The 14,994-nt window shown below is 50.8% G+C and carries 15 protein-coding genes, 1 pseudogene and 1 riboswitch; of the genes and pseudogenes, 9 read left to right on the top strand and 7 right to left on the bottom strand.

Annotated elements, in window-relative coordinates:
• The first annotated feature begins 13 nt into the window (after positions 1 to 13).
• The gene (locus tag ACLD4K_RS09430) at positions 14 to 1,021 is read left to right on the top strand and encodes a putative fimbrial-like adhesin protein (RefSeq protein ID WP_183059288.1); all 1,008 of its coding nucleotides are present in this window, start codon (positions 14 to 16) and stop codon (positions 1,019 to 1,021) included.
• 261 nt (positions 1,022 to 1,282) lie between these two features.
• Here ACLD4K_RS09430 and rcnB read toward each other — a convergent pair whose 3' ends face one another.
• Entirely contained in the window at positions 1,283 to 1,597 is a 315-nt protein-coding gene (gene rcnB / locus ACLD4K_RS09425; RefSeq protein ID WP_000837534.1) for a Ni(II)/Co(II) efflux transporter accessory subunit RcnB, read from the bottom strand.
• A 281-nt stretch (positions 1,598 to 1,878) separates the two neighbouring features.
• A riboswitch (TPP riboswitch) is annotated at positions 1,879 to 1,975 on the top strand.
• A 31-nt stretch (positions 1,976 to 2,006) separates the two neighbouring features.
• Here rcnB and thiM point away from each other — a divergent pair.
• Genes thiM through ACLD4K_RS09410 form a run of 3 tightly spaced genes read left to right on the top strand, consistent with a single transcriptional unit; the run spans position 2,007 to position 4,373 of the window.
• Entirely contained in the window at positions 2,007 to 2,804 is a 798-nt protein-coding gene (gene thiM / locus ACLD4K_RS09420) for a hydroxyethylthiazole kinase (protein WP_411011749.1), read from the top strand.
• The gene (gene thiD, locus ACLD4K_RS09415; protein ID WP_000822242.1) at positions 2,791 to 3,591 is read left to right on the top strand and encodes a bifunctional hydroxymethylpyrimidine kinase/phosphomethylpyrimidine kinase; all 801 of its coding nucleotides are present in this window, start codon (positions 2,791 to 2,793) and stop codon (positions 3,589 to 3,591) included. Before thiM ends, thiD begins: the two co-directional genes overlap by 14 nt.
• A gap of 35 nt (positions 3,592 to 3,626) precedes the next feature.
• Positions 3,627 to 4,373: a GntR family transcriptional regulator gene (locus ACLD4K_RS09410; RefSeq protein WP_000434062.1), complete on the top strand. Its 747-nt coding sequence runs from the start codon at positions 3,627 to 3,629 to the stop codon at positions 4,371 to 4,373.
• Here ACLD4K_RS09410 and ACLD4K_RS09405 read toward each other — a convergent pair.
• From ACLD4K_RS09405 to ACLD4K_RS09395, 3 genes are read right to left on the bottom strand one after another with little or no spacing between them, the layout of a single operon-like run.
• Entirely contained in the window at positions 4,347 to 5,312 is a 966-nt protein-coding gene (locus tag ACLD4K_RS09405; RefSeq protein ID WP_065680588.1) for a PfkB family carbohydrate kinase, read from the bottom strand. The two genes, ACLD4K_RS09410 and ACLD4K_RS09405, sit on opposite strands and share 27 nt — an antisense overlap.
• Positions 5,309 to 6,313, bottom strand: coding sequence for an ADP-ribosylglycohydrolase family protein (locus tag ACLD4K_RS09400; RefSeq protein ID WP_000642793.1), 1,005 nt, complete (start codon positions 6,311 to 6,313; stop codon positions 5,309 to 5,311). The genes ACLD4K_RS09405 and ACLD4K_RS09400 overlap by 4 nt, the downstream gene beginning before the upstream one ends.
• Positions 6,310 to 7,581: a nucleoside permease gene (locus ACLD4K_RS09395; protein ID WP_076935413.1), complete on the bottom strand. Its 1,272-nt coding sequence runs from the start codon at positions 7,579 to 7,581 to the stop codon at positions 6,310 to 6,312. The genes ACLD4K_RS09400 and ACLD4K_RS09395 overlap by 4 nt, the downstream gene beginning before the upstream one ends.
• Before the next feature lie 253 nt (positions 7,582 to 7,834).
• Here ACLD4K_RS09395 and fbaB point away from each other — a divergent pair, with 253 nt between their 5' ends.
• The gene (gene fbaB, locus ACLD4K_RS09390; RefSeq protein ID WP_000129590.1) at positions 7,835 to 8,887 is read left to right on the top strand and encodes a class I fructose-bisphosphate aldolase; all 1,053 of its coding nucleotides are present in this window, start codon (positions 7,835 to 7,837) and stop codon (positions 8,885 to 8,887) included.
• Between the two features lie 52 nt (positions 8,888 to 8,939).
• Here fbaB and yegS read toward each other — a convergent pair whose 3' ends face one another.
• Positions 8,940 to 9,839, bottom strand: a complete 900-nt coding sequence (gene yegS / locus ACLD4K_RS09385; RefSeq protein WP_411011748.1) for a lipid kinase YegS — start codon at positions 9,837 to 9,839, stop codon at positions 8,940 to 8,942.
• A 712-nt stretch (positions 9,840 to 10,551) separates the two neighbouring features.
• Here yegS and steD point away from each other — a divergent pair.
• Both steD and ACLD4K_RS09375 read left to right on the top strand, forming a co-directional pair.
• A complete protein-coding gene (gene steD / locus ACLD4K_RS09380; protein WP_411011747.1) occupies positions 10,552 to 10,887 on the top strand; it encodes a type III secretion system effector SteD in 336 nt (111 codons plus the stop codon).
• Between the two features lie 318 nt (positions 10,888 to 11,205).
• Entirely contained in the window at positions 11,206 to 11,622 is a 417-nt protein-coding gene (locus ACLD4K_RS09375; RefSeq protein WP_411011769.1) for a CesT family type III secretion system chaperone, read from the top strand.
• Positions 11,623 to 11,631: 9 nt separating this feature from the next.
• Here the strand turns inward: ACLD4K_RS09375 and ACLD4K_RS09370 are convergent.
• A pseudogene (locus ACLD4K_RS09370) lies at positions 11,632 to 11,808 on the bottom strand (non-LEE encoded effector protein NleB); the annotation flags it as partial.
• A 525-nt stretch (positions 11,809 to 12,333) separates the two neighbouring features.
• Positions 12,334 to 13,695 carry a tRNA 5-hydroxyuridine modification protein YegQ gene (gene yegQ, locus ACLD4K_RS09365; RefSeq protein ID WP_183058772.1) on the bottom strand — a complete coding sequence of 454 codons (1,362 nt, stop codon included), beginning with the start codon at positions 13,693 to 13,695 and terminating at the stop codon, positions 12,334 to 12,336.
• Positions 13,696 to 13,858: 163 nt separating this feature from the next.
• Here yegQ and ACLD4K_RS09360 point away from each other — a divergent pair, with 163 nt between their 5' ends.
• Both ACLD4K_RS09360 and ACLD4K_RS09355 read left to right on the top strand, forming a co-directional pair.
• The gene (locus ACLD4K_RS09360) at positions 13,859 to 14,128 is read left to right on the top strand and encodes a hypothetical protein (protein WP_259468411.1); all 270 of its coding nucleotides are present in this window, start codon (positions 13,859 to 13,861) and stop codon (positions 14,126 to 14,128) included.
• Between the two features lie 123 nt (positions 14,129 to 14,251).
• Positions 14,252 to 14,458, top strand: a complete 207-nt coding sequence (locus ACLD4K_RS09355; protein WP_259468410.1) for a hypothetical protein — start codon at positions 14,252 to 14,254, stop codon at positions 14,456 to 14,458.
• Positions 14,459 to 14,994: the final 536 nt, after the last annotated feature.

Below are 14,994 nucleotides of genomic sequence, written 5' to 3'. Positions count from 1 at the left end.
GTGAGGTGGTGAAATGAAATTCTTTCTTTTTATCGTGATGATATTGATATTACCTGAAACATACGCAGCCTGTACGGGAGAAATTACTTATCAGGATAATTTAATTATTCGTGAGGATTTTACGATTAACCCTAATCAGTCCGCAACTTATAGCCACAATTTTAACGATACAACTTGTACAGGGACTTATAAGATAACGCGTATGGATCCTTCCGATATCATCGTGGGATTATACAATGATACAGTAAAACTGAAGTTAAAAATCTCCTGGGCAGATAATAATACTCTCACAATGCCGTTTACAACGGGCTATACGGTAACGGTTGAACCTGCTTCCTCTGGTGCGAATGTAAATATTTCTGCCGGTAGTGGGAACAGTGTCCTAATCAACGGGGTGGTATCAATAACAAGCGCTTCTTCTGCAACTCAGTGGACGGCTGGTTGGCGGTTTTTAGGGTGCCTGCTAGCAGGCAGAGGCTGGAATGCCTGTGCCGCAGATTATAATAGTTATCTTAGAGGTGCAGGGTTATATTCATTTGATCTGTTTGTGTCCTACGATCGCAAGCAGACAACCTGCAAACCTGAAGATCTGACGATCACGCTACCGAATATTGCGCTTTCTGAATTATATAACACAGGCAAGGTCAGCAACAAAAATACTGCGGATAATATTCGTCTCCAGTGTGATAATCTTTTTGGTAATGCTAAACAAACATCGCGTAAAATGACGGTTTATCTCTCCAGCAGTGATTTAATACCAGATAGCTATTCTGTGCTGCGCGGTGCTGTGAATAATGGCGTCGGATTTATACTGGAGAGCGGTGGGAAAACGGTGAATATTTCAAATACAGCAGCGCAGGGTAATGCTTCAACGTTATGGAAAGTGGATCAAGTAGGCACGCCGCTAAACAGTGATATGATAACAATTCCTATTATCGCCAGCTATTATGTTTATGACCGAGACAATATAAAGCCAGGCGATCTAAAAGCGACTGCGCTGATCTATGTGAAATACGATTAATATATACGAAAAACATTTAAGATATATGGCGCGATAGGTGAATGAGTTCCCGGTCACTTACAATAATAAGTGACCGGGGTGACAATCTTTCTGCAATAAATTTTAATGTGGTATGCGGTAGTTTCAAAAGGGCGAGATCCAGAGCGAATCGGGTAGTGAAGGCAGTCAACAAAAAGGCAGTTTGAAGGAGATAGAGTGATTAAGGGCTAATAAAAAAGTAACATGGGGCTGTATTTCCCCCTCTGGATGAGGGGGCTTTTTTTATCGATGATAAAAAATCTCGCCATCGTAGGCTTTGATGATTTTTCCATCGGTATCGTTAATCAGTACATACGCGCCGCCCATATAGGTCCAGTGAGTACCGGCATCTGGCGCGGGCAGATTACGTAATTTCCACTGTTTAATATTATACTCATCGGTGCGGTACATCTGCGGAACGGTATCGCCGGGCTTGAAGTGGGTGAAGTCGGCGATAAAGCTTTTTAACTCATATTGATCAATGCCCGTTGTCGCGGGGGCGGCCCATGCAAAACTGGTTGCAAGCAACAGCGCGCAAGGCAGCAACTTACTTTTCATACTTTTACCCTCCACATATGCGGGTCAGTTAACATCGTGTGTATCATTTCTGCTGGTGGCGTATCTGACAAGCGCTATTTTGTTATCTCACGCCCCTTTTCGTAAAAAGTGTAAACGAAAGCGTCGTGCAGCAACATATCCGCCAGCAAGTTTGCCAGAACCGAATAGGTTTTGAGAACTATCTGATAACGCTGAAATTATCGTCCGCGGCTGGCTGTAAATTTACATTGTCTGGCGCAGACAGTATGCTTAATAGCGAAACCCCGCTTAACACGGCGGGGCTTGACGACTCGGGGTGCCCTTCTTTGTGAAGGCTGAGAAATACCCGTACCACCTGATCTGGATAATGCCAGCGTAGGGAAGTCTGACACTGCTCGTGTCCCTTCTTCACGCGGGCAGGAGCTGAACCATGCAGCCTGACCTGCACTGCCGCACGCTTGCGGCGCATACGTTAAAACACTTTCGCGCGCTCTCCCCGCTTACGCACTGTATGACAAATGACGTCGTACAAACGTTTACCGCCAATACGCTGCTGGCGCTGGGCGCTTCACCCGCCATGGTGATTGATCCTGTCGAGGCCAGACCGTTTGCCGCCATCGCCAACGCCTTGCTGGTTAATGTCGGAACCTTAACCGCCTCACGCGCTGACGCGATGCGTGCGGCGGTAGAAAGCGCTTATGATGCCAAAACGCCGTGGACGCTTGATCCTGTCGCAGTAGGCGCGCTGGAATTTCGTCGGCGATTTTGCCTGGATCTCTTGTCCCTGCGCCCGGCGGCAATACGCGGCAACGCCTCGGAAATCCTGGCGTTATCCGGCATGGCGCTGGGCGGACGCGGCGTAGATACCACCGAGGCGGCGTTGGCTGCACTGCCTGCGGCGCAGGCGCTGGCGCGTCAGATAGACTGCATCGTTGTGGTTACCGGAGAGGTAGATTACGTCACTAACGGTCAGCGCACGCTGAGCATTCCCGGCGGCGATCCGTTAATGACTCGCATTGTAGGCACCGGCTGCGCGTTGTCGGCGGTCGTCGCCGCCAGTTGCGCGTTACCGGGCGCCGCGCTGGACAATGTCGCTTCGGCCTGCTGCTGGATGAAACTGGCTGGACAGGCCGCGGCAGAGCGTAGCGAAGGACCGGGTAGCTTCATCCCGGCTTTTCTTGATGTGCTCTATCATCTGGATGTGGAGGCGGCCAATGAAGAGAATTAACGCGCTGACGATTGCCGGCACCGATCCCAGCGGCGGGGCCGGTATCCAGGCGGATCTCAAGACCTTTTCCGCGCTGGGCGCGTATGGCTGTTCGGTCATCACCGCGCTGGTGGCGCAAAATACCTGTGGCGTACAGTCGGTGTACCGGATAGAGCCGGACTTTGTCGCCGCTCAACTTGATTCCGTGTTCAGCGATGTGCGCATTGATACCACGAAAATCGGGATGCTGGCGGAAACCGATATTGTCGAGGCCGTGGCGGAGCGACTACAGCGCCATCATGTACGTAATGTGGTGCTGGATACGGTGATGCTGGCGAAAAGCGGCGATCCGCTGCTCTCGCCCTCTGCGATAGAAACATTACGCGTCCGGCTGTTGCCGCAGGTATCGCTGATTACGCCTAATTTGCCGGAAGCCGCAGCGTTGCTGGATGCTCCCCATGCGCGTACGGAACAGGAGATGCTGGCGCAGGGGCGGGCGTTACTGGCGATGGGGTGTGAAGCGGTATTGATGAAAGGCGGGCATTTAGAGGATGCGCAAAGCCCGGACTGGCTCTTTACCCGTGAGGGCGAGCAGCGTTTTAGCGCGCCGCGTGTGAACACCAAAAATACGCATGGGACGGGCTGTACGCTGTCGGCGGCGCTGGCGGCGTTACGGCCCCGGCATCGCTGTTGGGGAGAGACGGTAAACGAGGCGAAGGCATGGCTTTCGGCGGCGCTGGCGCAGGCGGACACGCTGGAAGTGGGGAAGGGCATTGGTCCGGTACATCATTTCCACGCGTGGTGGTAGTATACTGCCTACAGACCCGTCGTCAGGAAAGATAAATGGAACAAGCGCATACCCGGCTCATCGCGCAACTGAATGAACGAATTTCAGCGGCGGATAATACGCCGCTATACATGAAATTCGCCCAGACGGTAAAGGATGCCGTGCGCAGCGGTATTCTTGAGCACGGTAATATTTTGCCTGGCGAACGCGACCTCAGCCAGCTTACCGGCGTCTCGCGCATCACGGTACGGAAAGCGATGCAGGCGCTGGAAGAAGAGGGTGTCGTCACGCGCGCCCGTGGCTACGGTACGCAAATCAATAATATCTTTGAATATTCCCTGAAAGAGGCGCGGGGATTTTCTCAGCAGGTTGTCTTGCGCGGCAAAAAACCGGATACGCTATGGGTTAACAAACGCGTGGTAAGTTGTCCGGATGAGGTCGCGCAGCATCTGGCGATCCCCGCAGGCAGCGACGTCTTTTTACTCAAACGCATTCGTTATGTTGATGAGGACGCGGTATCGATTGAAGAGTCCTGGGTGCCCGCGCATCTGATTCATGATGTCGACGCGATTGGCATTTCGTTGTATGACTATTTTCGTCGCCAGCACATTTACCCTCAGCGTACCCGATCTCGCGTCAGCGCCCGGATGCCGGATGATGAGTTTCAGTCGCATATTCAAATGGATGGTAAAGTGCCGGTGCTGGTGATTAAGCAGGTGGCGCTCGATCAGCAGCAGCGGCCTATTGAATACAGCATCAGTTATTGTCGTAGCGACCTATACGTTTTTGTGTGCGAGGAGTAGCGCCTCGCGCGTGGGCGCGCAGTCGCCGCCGCGATGCCCGACCACCCAGCTCGCCACCGCATTTCCCAGCAGTACGGCATCCGCGAGCGGCCAGCCTGACGCCAGTCCTGCCAGCACGCCGCCAGCATGGCTGTCGCCCGCGCCGATGGTATCCACCACGGTTGCCGGAAACGCTGGCACAACGCCGGAAGATTGCGCGCTAAAATACCACGCTCCGTCTTTATCGTGGCGCACCACCAGCGGCGCGGAAAAGCGGTTTACCCATGCTTCGCCGAAAGTGCGCGTATCGGTCGCAAGTCCGGCGCGTTCCGCGGCGATGATGGCTTCCTGGCGATTGAGGGAGACGATGGGCCGGCAGGCCATAATGCGCGCCATTACATCGTCTGTAATATCACCGATTCGTGGGCCAAAATCGATAAAAGGCGTTACATCGTCGACGGTTTCCAGCCACTGGATCAGTGGTTCGCCACAGGAAGAGGCCAGTTGATAGCCGGACAGGTAGACAAGACTGCCCCGCGGTGTCCTGAGCTGCGACAGCCAGTCCGCATTCCACTGGTTTTCCACGCCGCTAAAAGACATAAACGTGCGTTCGCCATCCGGTTCGACTAACGCCAGACACCAGCCGTTATCTCCTTCAACCGCGTCAATCACGCTGGATAATCCCTCTTTTGCCAGACGGCGGCGAATCCTCTCCGCCCACACGCCCTGGCCCAGCGGCAGCGCATTGCTGGCGTCAATCCCCAGTCGTTTCAACGCCACGGCAATATTCAGCGCACAGCCGCCGACATTGACGCTCTGTTGTTGCAGTTCAATATCGCCTCCGCGACGCGGCAACGTCCAGGTGTCGGCAATGATATCGATCACTGCCGCGCCGATAACGGTGAGCGGACGCCGGGTATGCAGGGTCGGTAATAATGTCAGCAACCGTGCGCCGTTCATAGTGCCTCCCGCCGTTGACGATAACTCGCCAGCGCAACGGCATAGCGCGCAAAATCCAGTTGATTAACCTCGTCCAGCGTTTGCTTTAACTGGGGGTTAATGGCACTTACCCCGTGCAACGCGCCGCAAATGGCGGTAGCCATCGCGCCGATAGTGTCGGTATCGCCGCCGAGGTTAGCGCACAGCACGGCACAGCGGTTAGGATCGGTATTTGCCAGTTCCACCATGGCGATAGCGCAGGGAACCGATTCAATGGTGCTGGTTCCCGCGCCGATGATCTGATAGAGCTGTTCGCTGGCAGATTCGACGCCGTCGGCGTGGCGGACAATGTTTAGCGCCAGTTCCAGACGTGCCGATAGCGAGGCGCTAAACGTGGTAATACGCGCTGTCTGCGCCTGATGGGCGACGGCGGGGAGCGAGTCGGCAATACTTTGCCACGTGTCGCCGTTAACCGCTCGCGAGACGGCCCAGGCGACAACCACGGCGCCAGCCACTGCCAGATCGGATTTATGCGTCGGGCTGGAGGCTAACGCTACTTCTGCTATAAAGGCTGTCAGGTTAGTTGGCGGCAACAGGCAGCCCAACGGCGAAACGCGCATGGCCGCGCCGTTAGTCACGCCGTTATTTTCCAGCGCCGCGATGGGTTTGCCGTCGCGAATCGCGTTCAGCGCAATTTTTGACGTCGGGCCGAGTACATTTTTATTGAACGCATCAAAGCGCTCTGCCCAGGCGAGGATGTTACGCCCAATAATCTCGGGATCAATGTTGCCTTCGCATTCGAGTAGCGCGTCGGCCAGGCAGAGCGCCATTGCGGTATCGTCCGTAAACTCCGCGCGGTTAAAATAGCAGGCGGCATTATTCTCTTTTGGCCCGGGCAGAAAGCGGTCAATCCAGCCGAAATGCGCTTTGACGCGCGTTCTCGGCCACAGCTCAGAGGGCATTCCCATCGCATCCCCTAACGCTTGCCCGTAAAGAGCACCGAGAATACGTTCTGCTTTCATTTTACTTCCCCTTGTGTCAACGCAATATCGCGATCGTCAATAGCCGTGATCTCTTTGTCCGATTCGCGAAAGAAAATCATAAACAGTAGCGCGATGACGGCAATCATCACTGCGCCAAACGTCCACATGCCCGCCCAGTTGAATGTCAGACCGTTAACCGGTTGCGGATAAGCAAACATTTTTTCCATCATCACGCCGCCGAGACGATACCCCAGCAGGCTGCCGAATCCCTGACAGCAGAGGGTGATAAGCCCTTGCGCAGCGGTACGCATATGAACCGGCGCTTTTTTATCGACATAAATGTAGGCGGTGACGTAGTAGAAATCGTAACTTACGCCGTGCAGCAAAATACCGAGGAACAGCAGGGTGTAAGTGAAGTACGTCTCCGCGCCGCCATAGACAAAAAAGCCGTAGCGGATCGCAGCGGTAATAAGACCAAGTAATAATACCTTTTTAATACCAAAGCGCTTAGTGAAAAAGGGCAGAGCCAGCATAAAGAAGATTTCAGAGAACTGGCCGAGCGTCATCCAGCCGGTGGCGTTTTTCATTCCCACTTCTGTCAGATAGCCGTTAGCGAAGATGTAGTAGAAGGCCAGCGGCATCGCAAACAGGAAGGAACAGAAGAAGAAAACGAGAAAGTTTTTATCGCGCAGCAGGACCAGCGCATCCAGCCCCAGCATCACTTTAATATCCATCTTGCCGGTGCTTTTTGGCGGCGTGTCTGGCAGACAGAACGCAAATACACCCAGCAACGCTGAACTTGCGGCGGTTATGAGCAGTGGAATGTTGGTGGGGGAAATATCGTTATAGCCTAACATTTGCGGCAGGAATCCACAGGCGAGGCCGGAGGCAATCCACCCAATGGTTCCCATAACGCGAATGCGTGGAAAATCGCGTTCAACGTCCGGTACGTTAGCAAAGGCAATGCTGTTTGTCAGCGCGATGGTCGGCATATAGGTCAATGAATAGGCCAGAAGCAGCGGAAAGAATCCGGCAAAGGTGGTTTGCTGCGCCGCGAAATACATCAGCACGGCGCCTGCAAACATCAGTACCGCCAGGACTTTTTGCGCCGAGAAAAAACGGTCGGTAACGGAGCCGACCAGAATCGGCGACAGGATCGCCGCAATGGCGGTACAGGCATAAGACCAGCCTATTTCACCGGCAGAAAACCCGCTTTTATTTAGCCATAGCCACAGGGGGACGAACCAGGCGCCCCAGATAAACCACTCTACGAACATCATGAACGACAGTTTAAAGGTCGTTTTCATTTTTAAATCCTTCATGACAGGTAAGGTACGCCACGACAATACCATTTAATAATACCTTTTAAATACCATTAAGCATTAATTTTGACCGATCTAACATTTTTTCGGACGTGAATCGAGTCAGCAGATAGCGCCGAAAAAATGCGCTAAAGTTGGCAAAAATGGTCGGTCAGTACCAGGCTTATTGCGACCCGCAATCTGCGGGGCAGGACTATTCACCTTCCGATACCCTATCGGAACTTACGGGAGCATAGCTATGACTGATATTGCGCAGTTGCTTGGCAAAGACGCCGACAGCCTTTTACAGCATCGTTGTATGACCATTCCTTCCGATCAGCTTTATCTACCCGGCAAGGATTACGTTGACCGGGTGATGATTGACAATAATCGTCCACCAGCCGTTCTGCGTAATATGCAGACGCTTTATAATACTGGACGCCTGGCGGGAACAGGATACCTTTCGATACTGCCCGTCGATCAGGGAGTGGAGCACTCCGCCGGCGCCTCTTTTGCGGCCAACCCGCGCTACTTTGACCCAAAAAATATTGTTGAATTGGCGATTGAGGCCGGCTGTAACTGCGTGGCCTCTACCTACGGCGTACTGGCCTCGGTTTCACGGCGCTATGCGCACCGTATTCCGTTTTTGGTCAAACTGAATCACAACGAAACATTGAGCTATCCGACAGAGTACGATCAGACCCTGTACGCCAGCGTTGAGCAGGCGTTCAATATGGGCGCCGTGGCGGTAGGCGCGACGATCTATTTCGGTTCGGAACAGTCTCGTCGCCAGATTGAAGAGATCTCCGCCGCTTTTGAGCGTGCGCATGAGCTGGGTATGGTGACCGTATTGTGGGCTTACCTGCGTAATTCTTCCTTTAAAAAAGACGGCGTCGATTACCATGTATCCGCTGACCTGACGGGGCAAGCTAACCATCTGGCCGCTACGATTGGCGCGGATATTGTGAAACAGAAAATGGCCGAGAATAATGGCGGTTATAAAGCGGTCAACTTCGGCTATACCGATGATCGCGTGTACAGCAAACTGACCAGCGATAACCCGATTGATTTGGTACGTTACCAGTTGGCGAACTGCTATATGGGACGCGCCGGGCTTATCAACTCCGGCGGCGCGGACGGCGGCGACACTGATCTCGGCGACGCGGTTCGTACCGCAGTGATCAACAAACGAGCCGGTGGAATGGGGCTAATTCTGGGACGTAAAGCCTTTAAGAAATCGATGGCTGATGGCGTGAAGTTGATTAACGCCGTACAGGATGTCTATCTGGATAGCAAAGTCACCATCGCCTGAGTTCAACGAAGAAAAGCCGGATGTGAGCGCATCCGGCCAGCGGCAGGTGTTATTAACGTAGCAACGGGCAGTCTGGCGGCAGCCGACAGCGTAATGCGCCAGGCAGCACCTCAATATGAAATTCTTGTCCGCTGAGTGGTTCGCCATCCAGATTAAACGTGATTTCATGCGGCGCATGAATATCAAACCACGCCGAGGTGCCGTCAATAATATTCGGATTGTCATCTGACTGCGTGAGCGTGGAAAACAGCGCCGGCAGCAGCTCTTCGCCGGTAAAAATCCGTAGCTGTAACAGCCCGTCGTTAACCAGCGCGGTGGGACATAATTGCTGTCCGCCGCCGGCCTGACGACCGTTGCCGATGCCGATTACCAGCGCATCTCCCTGCCAGTGAAAGTTTTCGCCACGTATTTCGCAGCGGTCAGGGGTCAGCGTATCCATTCTCATCAGACCGTGGATAAGATAGGAGACGCCGCCCAACGCGGCCTTGAGTTTTTCCGGCGTTTCGGTGGTAATGCGGGTGCCAAAACCGCCCGTCGCCATATTGATAAAACAGGTTTTATCATTGACTCTGGCCATATCAATTTCCATCGCATTTCCGGCAATCGCCAGTTTCAGCGCTTTGTCCAGCGCTTCAGGAATACCGGCGCTGGTGGCAAAATCGTTGGCAGTGCCGAGCGGCAAAAGGCCCAGTACAGGGGCTACGCCGTCGTGGATCTGGATCAGCGCGGTTGACACTTCATTAATGGTACCGTCTCCGCCGCCGGCAATCACCGTTTCAACGCCCAGTCTACGGGCTTCATCAACGTAACGCTGCGCGTCGCCTTTTTCCCAGGTTACCCGAACGTGAATCTGTATGCCTTCGTCGCGAAGTAGAGTAATGGCCTCACGTAGCGGCTGGTTATCAGCGCTTTTGCCATTGAGGATCAGTAAGCTGGCGGGAAAGTTAGCCATCCGTTATGCCTTAATAGGTTGAACAACCATCTCCAGAAAGTGTATAGCAGAAATGAAAAAGCGAGGTCAGAACAGGATGAAAATTGAAATGTTGCGCACTTATTGCTTTACCGTTTTTCTTCCTGCTATACGCAGCGGTAAGCGAAGCATGGTTTAAGGCAAATGGCGACAAGAGAGATGCCGGTATACGCATTGAGTAGCGCTTGTGAGAGTGCAGGGAAACCACAAGGGGTAGTCAGACGCTTTCCGATATAGCGCCTTTAATAACGAAACGGAGGATTAACAAGACGAACATACGTCAGTTATCAGTATTAATTTCAAATACCACAATATAAGATAATAACCTGATATTTATTACCAAACATACTTTTTAATAGCATAAAATCGAAATGTTCTTTAGACTGCTTTGGCAGGAACAAGGCGCACTATTAGCAGTACACTATTCTTGTTATGAAATAAAACCTATTTAGATGATGACTTAGCGCCTATCCCACCAGGCGTTATTGGCGCAGCCAGTTTGGACACGGACAGCGCGCAAAAACCGGAGCGTACACGTAGTACATGAGGATTTTGAGCACTGCCCAGGACCAAAATGGCAAGTAAAATATCCCTAATGGGATAGGCTCTAAGCGCGGTGTCTTATAGTCGTATCGTTGCCTGAGGTATCGCTTTTCTCATAAACATAAACAGGCATGTGCATGAAGAGGTTTATATGAATGTCACTTCAGGCGTGAATGCGCAAACGCCATTGCTCCCTCCTTCTGAACGGTGTAATGAAGAAAGACCGGGAGCTCAAATCGTTGAGCTTAACGTTTACGGCAATAAACCCAGATGTTTAATGTGCCTGGGAGCCTCAGCATTTTTTACAAGTGTTTTCAGTGGGGTATGCTCAGGGGCTGTCGCCAGTGTCAGTAGCGGTGCTGCATATACTACCGCCCTGACGGTTTTAGGCGCATCGTTTGGCATGGGGGGAATTGGTATGATGGGAATATGCGCCGGACTATACCTTAGCGCAAATGGCGTCAGAACCCGGCCAGCCTGGCCATAAATGAGCAAACACAGCAAGTCATAGGGAAAAGATGAATTCCGGAGATGACACGGGGTGTTAAGCGCACAGACCAGAGGTTTATGACTTATACCCAAAATAATTCGAGTTGCTTAAAGGCGGCAAGGGAGTGAGTCCCCGGGAGCATAGATAACGATGTGACTGGGGTGAACGACAAATCTGCCGGGAGCAGATTTGAACGTCGCGTGCGACGGCCCGTCAGGGCGAGGCCCATGGATGGGTCGAGTAATCCGTAGCCAACACATAAGCAACTTGAAGTATGAAGGGTATATATGGAAAATTTTTAGAGTATGGGGTGTTATGTATTCAAGAGCCGATAGCTTATTAAGACAGTTTTCACTAAAATTAAATGTCGATTCAATTGCCTTTGACGAAAGCAGATTATGCTCATTTATTATAGATAACCGCTATCGTGTGTTATTAACAAGCACTAACAGCGAGTATATAATGATATACGGTTTTTGTGGAAGACCTCCGGATAATAATAATCTTGCTTTGGAGTTTCTCAATGCAAACTTATGGTTTGCAGAGAATAGTGGACCACATTTGTGTTATGATAATAACTCACAATCATTATTACTGGCTCTCAACCTTTCACTCAATGAAAGTTCTGTAGAGAAACTTGAATGTGAAATTGAGGTAGTTATTAGATCAATGGAGAATCTGTATCACATTTTACAGGATAAAGGAATAACTCTGGATACCGATTATATGTGACGGTGGGAAGGGCGTTTGGTGATCGAGTGGTAATAGAGGATAATCAACCCCAGCAAAATTTACATGGGATGAAGGTGGACTGAGCGTGGGTGCGATGGTTTGAGTATTACTTTGACATGAAATCAAACCTCTAATCCGGGAAAACATTATTTTAATCCTTGTAAAAGCGGCATTAAAACGTGCCATAATTTTATACGCTTAAATTATCAGTTTTTAACCTTAATTTAATAGCCTGTAAACTTTTTGTGTAAGTTCTCACAAAGCAGTTATTGATTTAATACACTGATTTTAAACGTAAAAAAGAAACAAATTCTATCCTGTTCCAGAATGATTTTATACTTTTTACCCTGGTGCTGTGTCATCTCCTGGTCGCCGTCAGAATGTCAGGTCCTGAGTCTGACCGGATGCGGGGAGGATTGTGACTTGCTGGCTGGCAATGAATAGGGGAGCTCTCTAAACCTAAGCGCCCATTTGCGCTTTGGTTAGTGTGGTCAATTTTTGGATATGGCGGGAAGTACCACTTTTTTATTGATTATACGCAAAAAATAAGCCTGCGTAAGGGAGATTACGCAGGCCAAGGAGGTGGTTCCTGGTACAGCTAGCATTTATGGGTTATGTTTTTCAGCGCGTTGAATAATACCCGCATTGAGCGAAGCGGTATGTGATCAATTTCTAAGAATCTTCCCGCCATGAAAAAATAACCGCAATTAACTACTTAGCATGGGGGTTACGCGTTGATTCACCTGAGAAATTACGCATCAATAGTGCGTAATCCAGCGTAACGTCCTGCGGGACGGGCATCCAGACGGTATAGCCATCGCCAGGTGCCACCGGCATAGCCTCGCCTTTGGCGTTCTCCATCTGTTCCAGGGTGAAATTGATATTTCCCTGCGGTGTCATCAGCTCCAGACTATCGCCAACGGAGAATTTATTCTTCACCGCCACGGCCGCCAGTTGGCCTTTACGCTCGCCGGTGAACTCGCCGACAAATTGCTGGCGTTCGGAAACGGAGTATCCGTACTCGTAATTCTGGTAATCGTCGTGCGTATGGCGACGCAGGAAACCTTCGGTATAGCCGCGATGAGCCAGACCTTCCAGCGTTTCCAGCAGCGTAGGGTCGAAGGGTTTACCCGCGGCGGCGTCGTCGATGGCCTTACGGTAGACCTGCGCGGTACGGGCGCAGTAATAAAAGGATTTGGTGCGGCCTTCGATTTTCAGCGAGTGGACGCCCATTTTCGTCAGGCGCTCCACGTGGGCGATAGCGCGCAAATCTTTTGAGTTCATGATATAGGTGCCATGCTCGTCTTCGAACGCGGTCATGTATTCGCCCGGTCTTTGGGCCTCTTCTATCATAAACACTTTATCCGTCGGCGCGCCGATACCGAGCGTCGGCTCAACGTTCTGTACCGGAATCGGTTCGTGCTTATGCACGATGTTGCCGACAACGTCTTCTTTTCCTTCCTGCACGTTATATTCCCAACGGCAGGCATTGGTGCAGGTGCCCTGGTTCGGATCGCGTTTATTGATGTAGCCGGAAAGCAGGCAGCGACCGGAATAGGCCATGCATAGCGCGCCGTGGACGAAAATTTCTATTTCCATATCCGGCACCTGCTGGCGAATTTCCTCAATCTCTTCCAGCGACAGTTCGCGGGAGAGAATCACACGGGTCAGCCCCATCTGCTGCCAGAATTTTACCGTCGCCCAGTTTACGGCATTAGCCTGTACCGACAGGTGAATCGGCATTGCCGGGAAGTGCTCGCGTACCAGCATAATCAACCCTGGATCGGACATGATCAGCGCATCCGGGCCCATCTCGACGACGGGTTTCAGGTCACGGATAAAGGTTTTGAGCTTGGCGTTATGCGGGGCGATGTTCACCACCACGTAGAATTTTTTTCCGAGCGCGTGGGCTTCGTTGATGCCAAGCTGCAAATTTTCGTGATTGAATTCGTTATTACGCACGCGTAAAGAGTAGCGTGGTTGGCCCGCATAGACGGCATCGGCACCGTAAGCGAAAGCGTAACGCATATTTTTCAGCGTTCCCGCCGGCGAAAGGAGTTCTGGTTTAAACATCATTTTCTCGTTCTGATGACAGGTCAGATCCGCCTCACCTGATGAGGCGGCTGGAGGAGAGTCCTCACTTTAAGGGCGGGCATTGTACGCTTACGGACAGGCTGAGTAAATATTGCGAGAGTATATTGGCGCTAATAGAACACCGGATGTTAATGGGGAGCCAATGATGAAAATGAGCCGCACGGCCATCGCGTTGAGTCTGCTGGGAATGGTCGCGCATCCCGTTTGTGCCGCTCCGTCGTTTGAAGAGACGGCGAGACAAGTGATTATCGCTTTTCAGCAGCGAGACAACGCGAAAATTAATGCCCTGATTGATAAAAAAGTCGGGATGTATGTGCTGTACCGAATTGGGGCTGGGTTTGATTATAACTGGATGAAAAATTTGATATTAATAAACCGATACCTGACTTTAACTACCTGTTGGGGCAGGTAGGTTGGTTTTCAGAGCACATTCCTGTGGATAAGGAATTTGATCACCACACGGAGGTTGAGTACGTTTGTGAAAAGGGATGGGATCACGCCGGTTTTTTGTTAGCTATACCTGCTGGCGTTTAGCATGGTGAATGGAGCGGATAATGGGGATCAGGCGTCGGATACCTGTATAGCAAACGCCAGGCGGCTTGAGCTGCAATCAGAGCGAGTGGTGGCAGTGCCGAAAAAATGGGGTGATGGTTTGATTTTTCATCTGAGCGAGCTTCATGGCTTGGGCAAAGGGTGGAGTTTAACGCTGCTGGATTTGGTTACGGAAGATTGTAATGCGTGAAGCGTATATGTTTAATCAGGGTAAATGGCTGCTGATTTTTATCTTTCTGCTATCAGGATGTTATGACACCGCCCCAATATTCAGGAATTAAATAAAGCATTTCTTGAATATGAAACTAATTCACTAAAAAATAAACTTGAAATTACCTCGGCAACATGTATTAAAGAAAATACAAAAGGTCATTTGACTTATTATAGTGTCAGTGATCCCGTCTTTAACTAATTTGGCTCACGTTATGCATCCACTATGGGGAACCTTTATATATTCCGAAAAAAACACAATGATATTCTTAATGCAGATAAGAGAGTAATCTTAGGGTGTGCAGGTTAGTAAACCAGGGAAAGATCAGCAGAAGTATGTTTTTTGTACTAATAAATCAGCATTTCTTGTTTAAAAATTAAGCTAACCCTCATCTGGTGCAACTGTCCTTCTGACTTTATATATGATCAAATATCTCCTGAAAAATAAGGAGAACAGATTATGGGTCTTGAAAAATTAATGGCTCATATTTCAATTATTCCAGATTACAGACCACC

This window comes from Salmonella sp. 741265055_HSA (genome assembly GCF_046569525.1).
In the GTDB taxonomy this organism is placed as follows: Bacteria; Pseudomonadota; Gammaproteobacteria; order Enterobacterales; family Enterobacteriaceae; genus Salmonella; species Salmonella enterica.
Note: the sequence above shows the minus strand (reverse complement) of the source record. Positions and strands in the feature narration are given on the sequence as shown.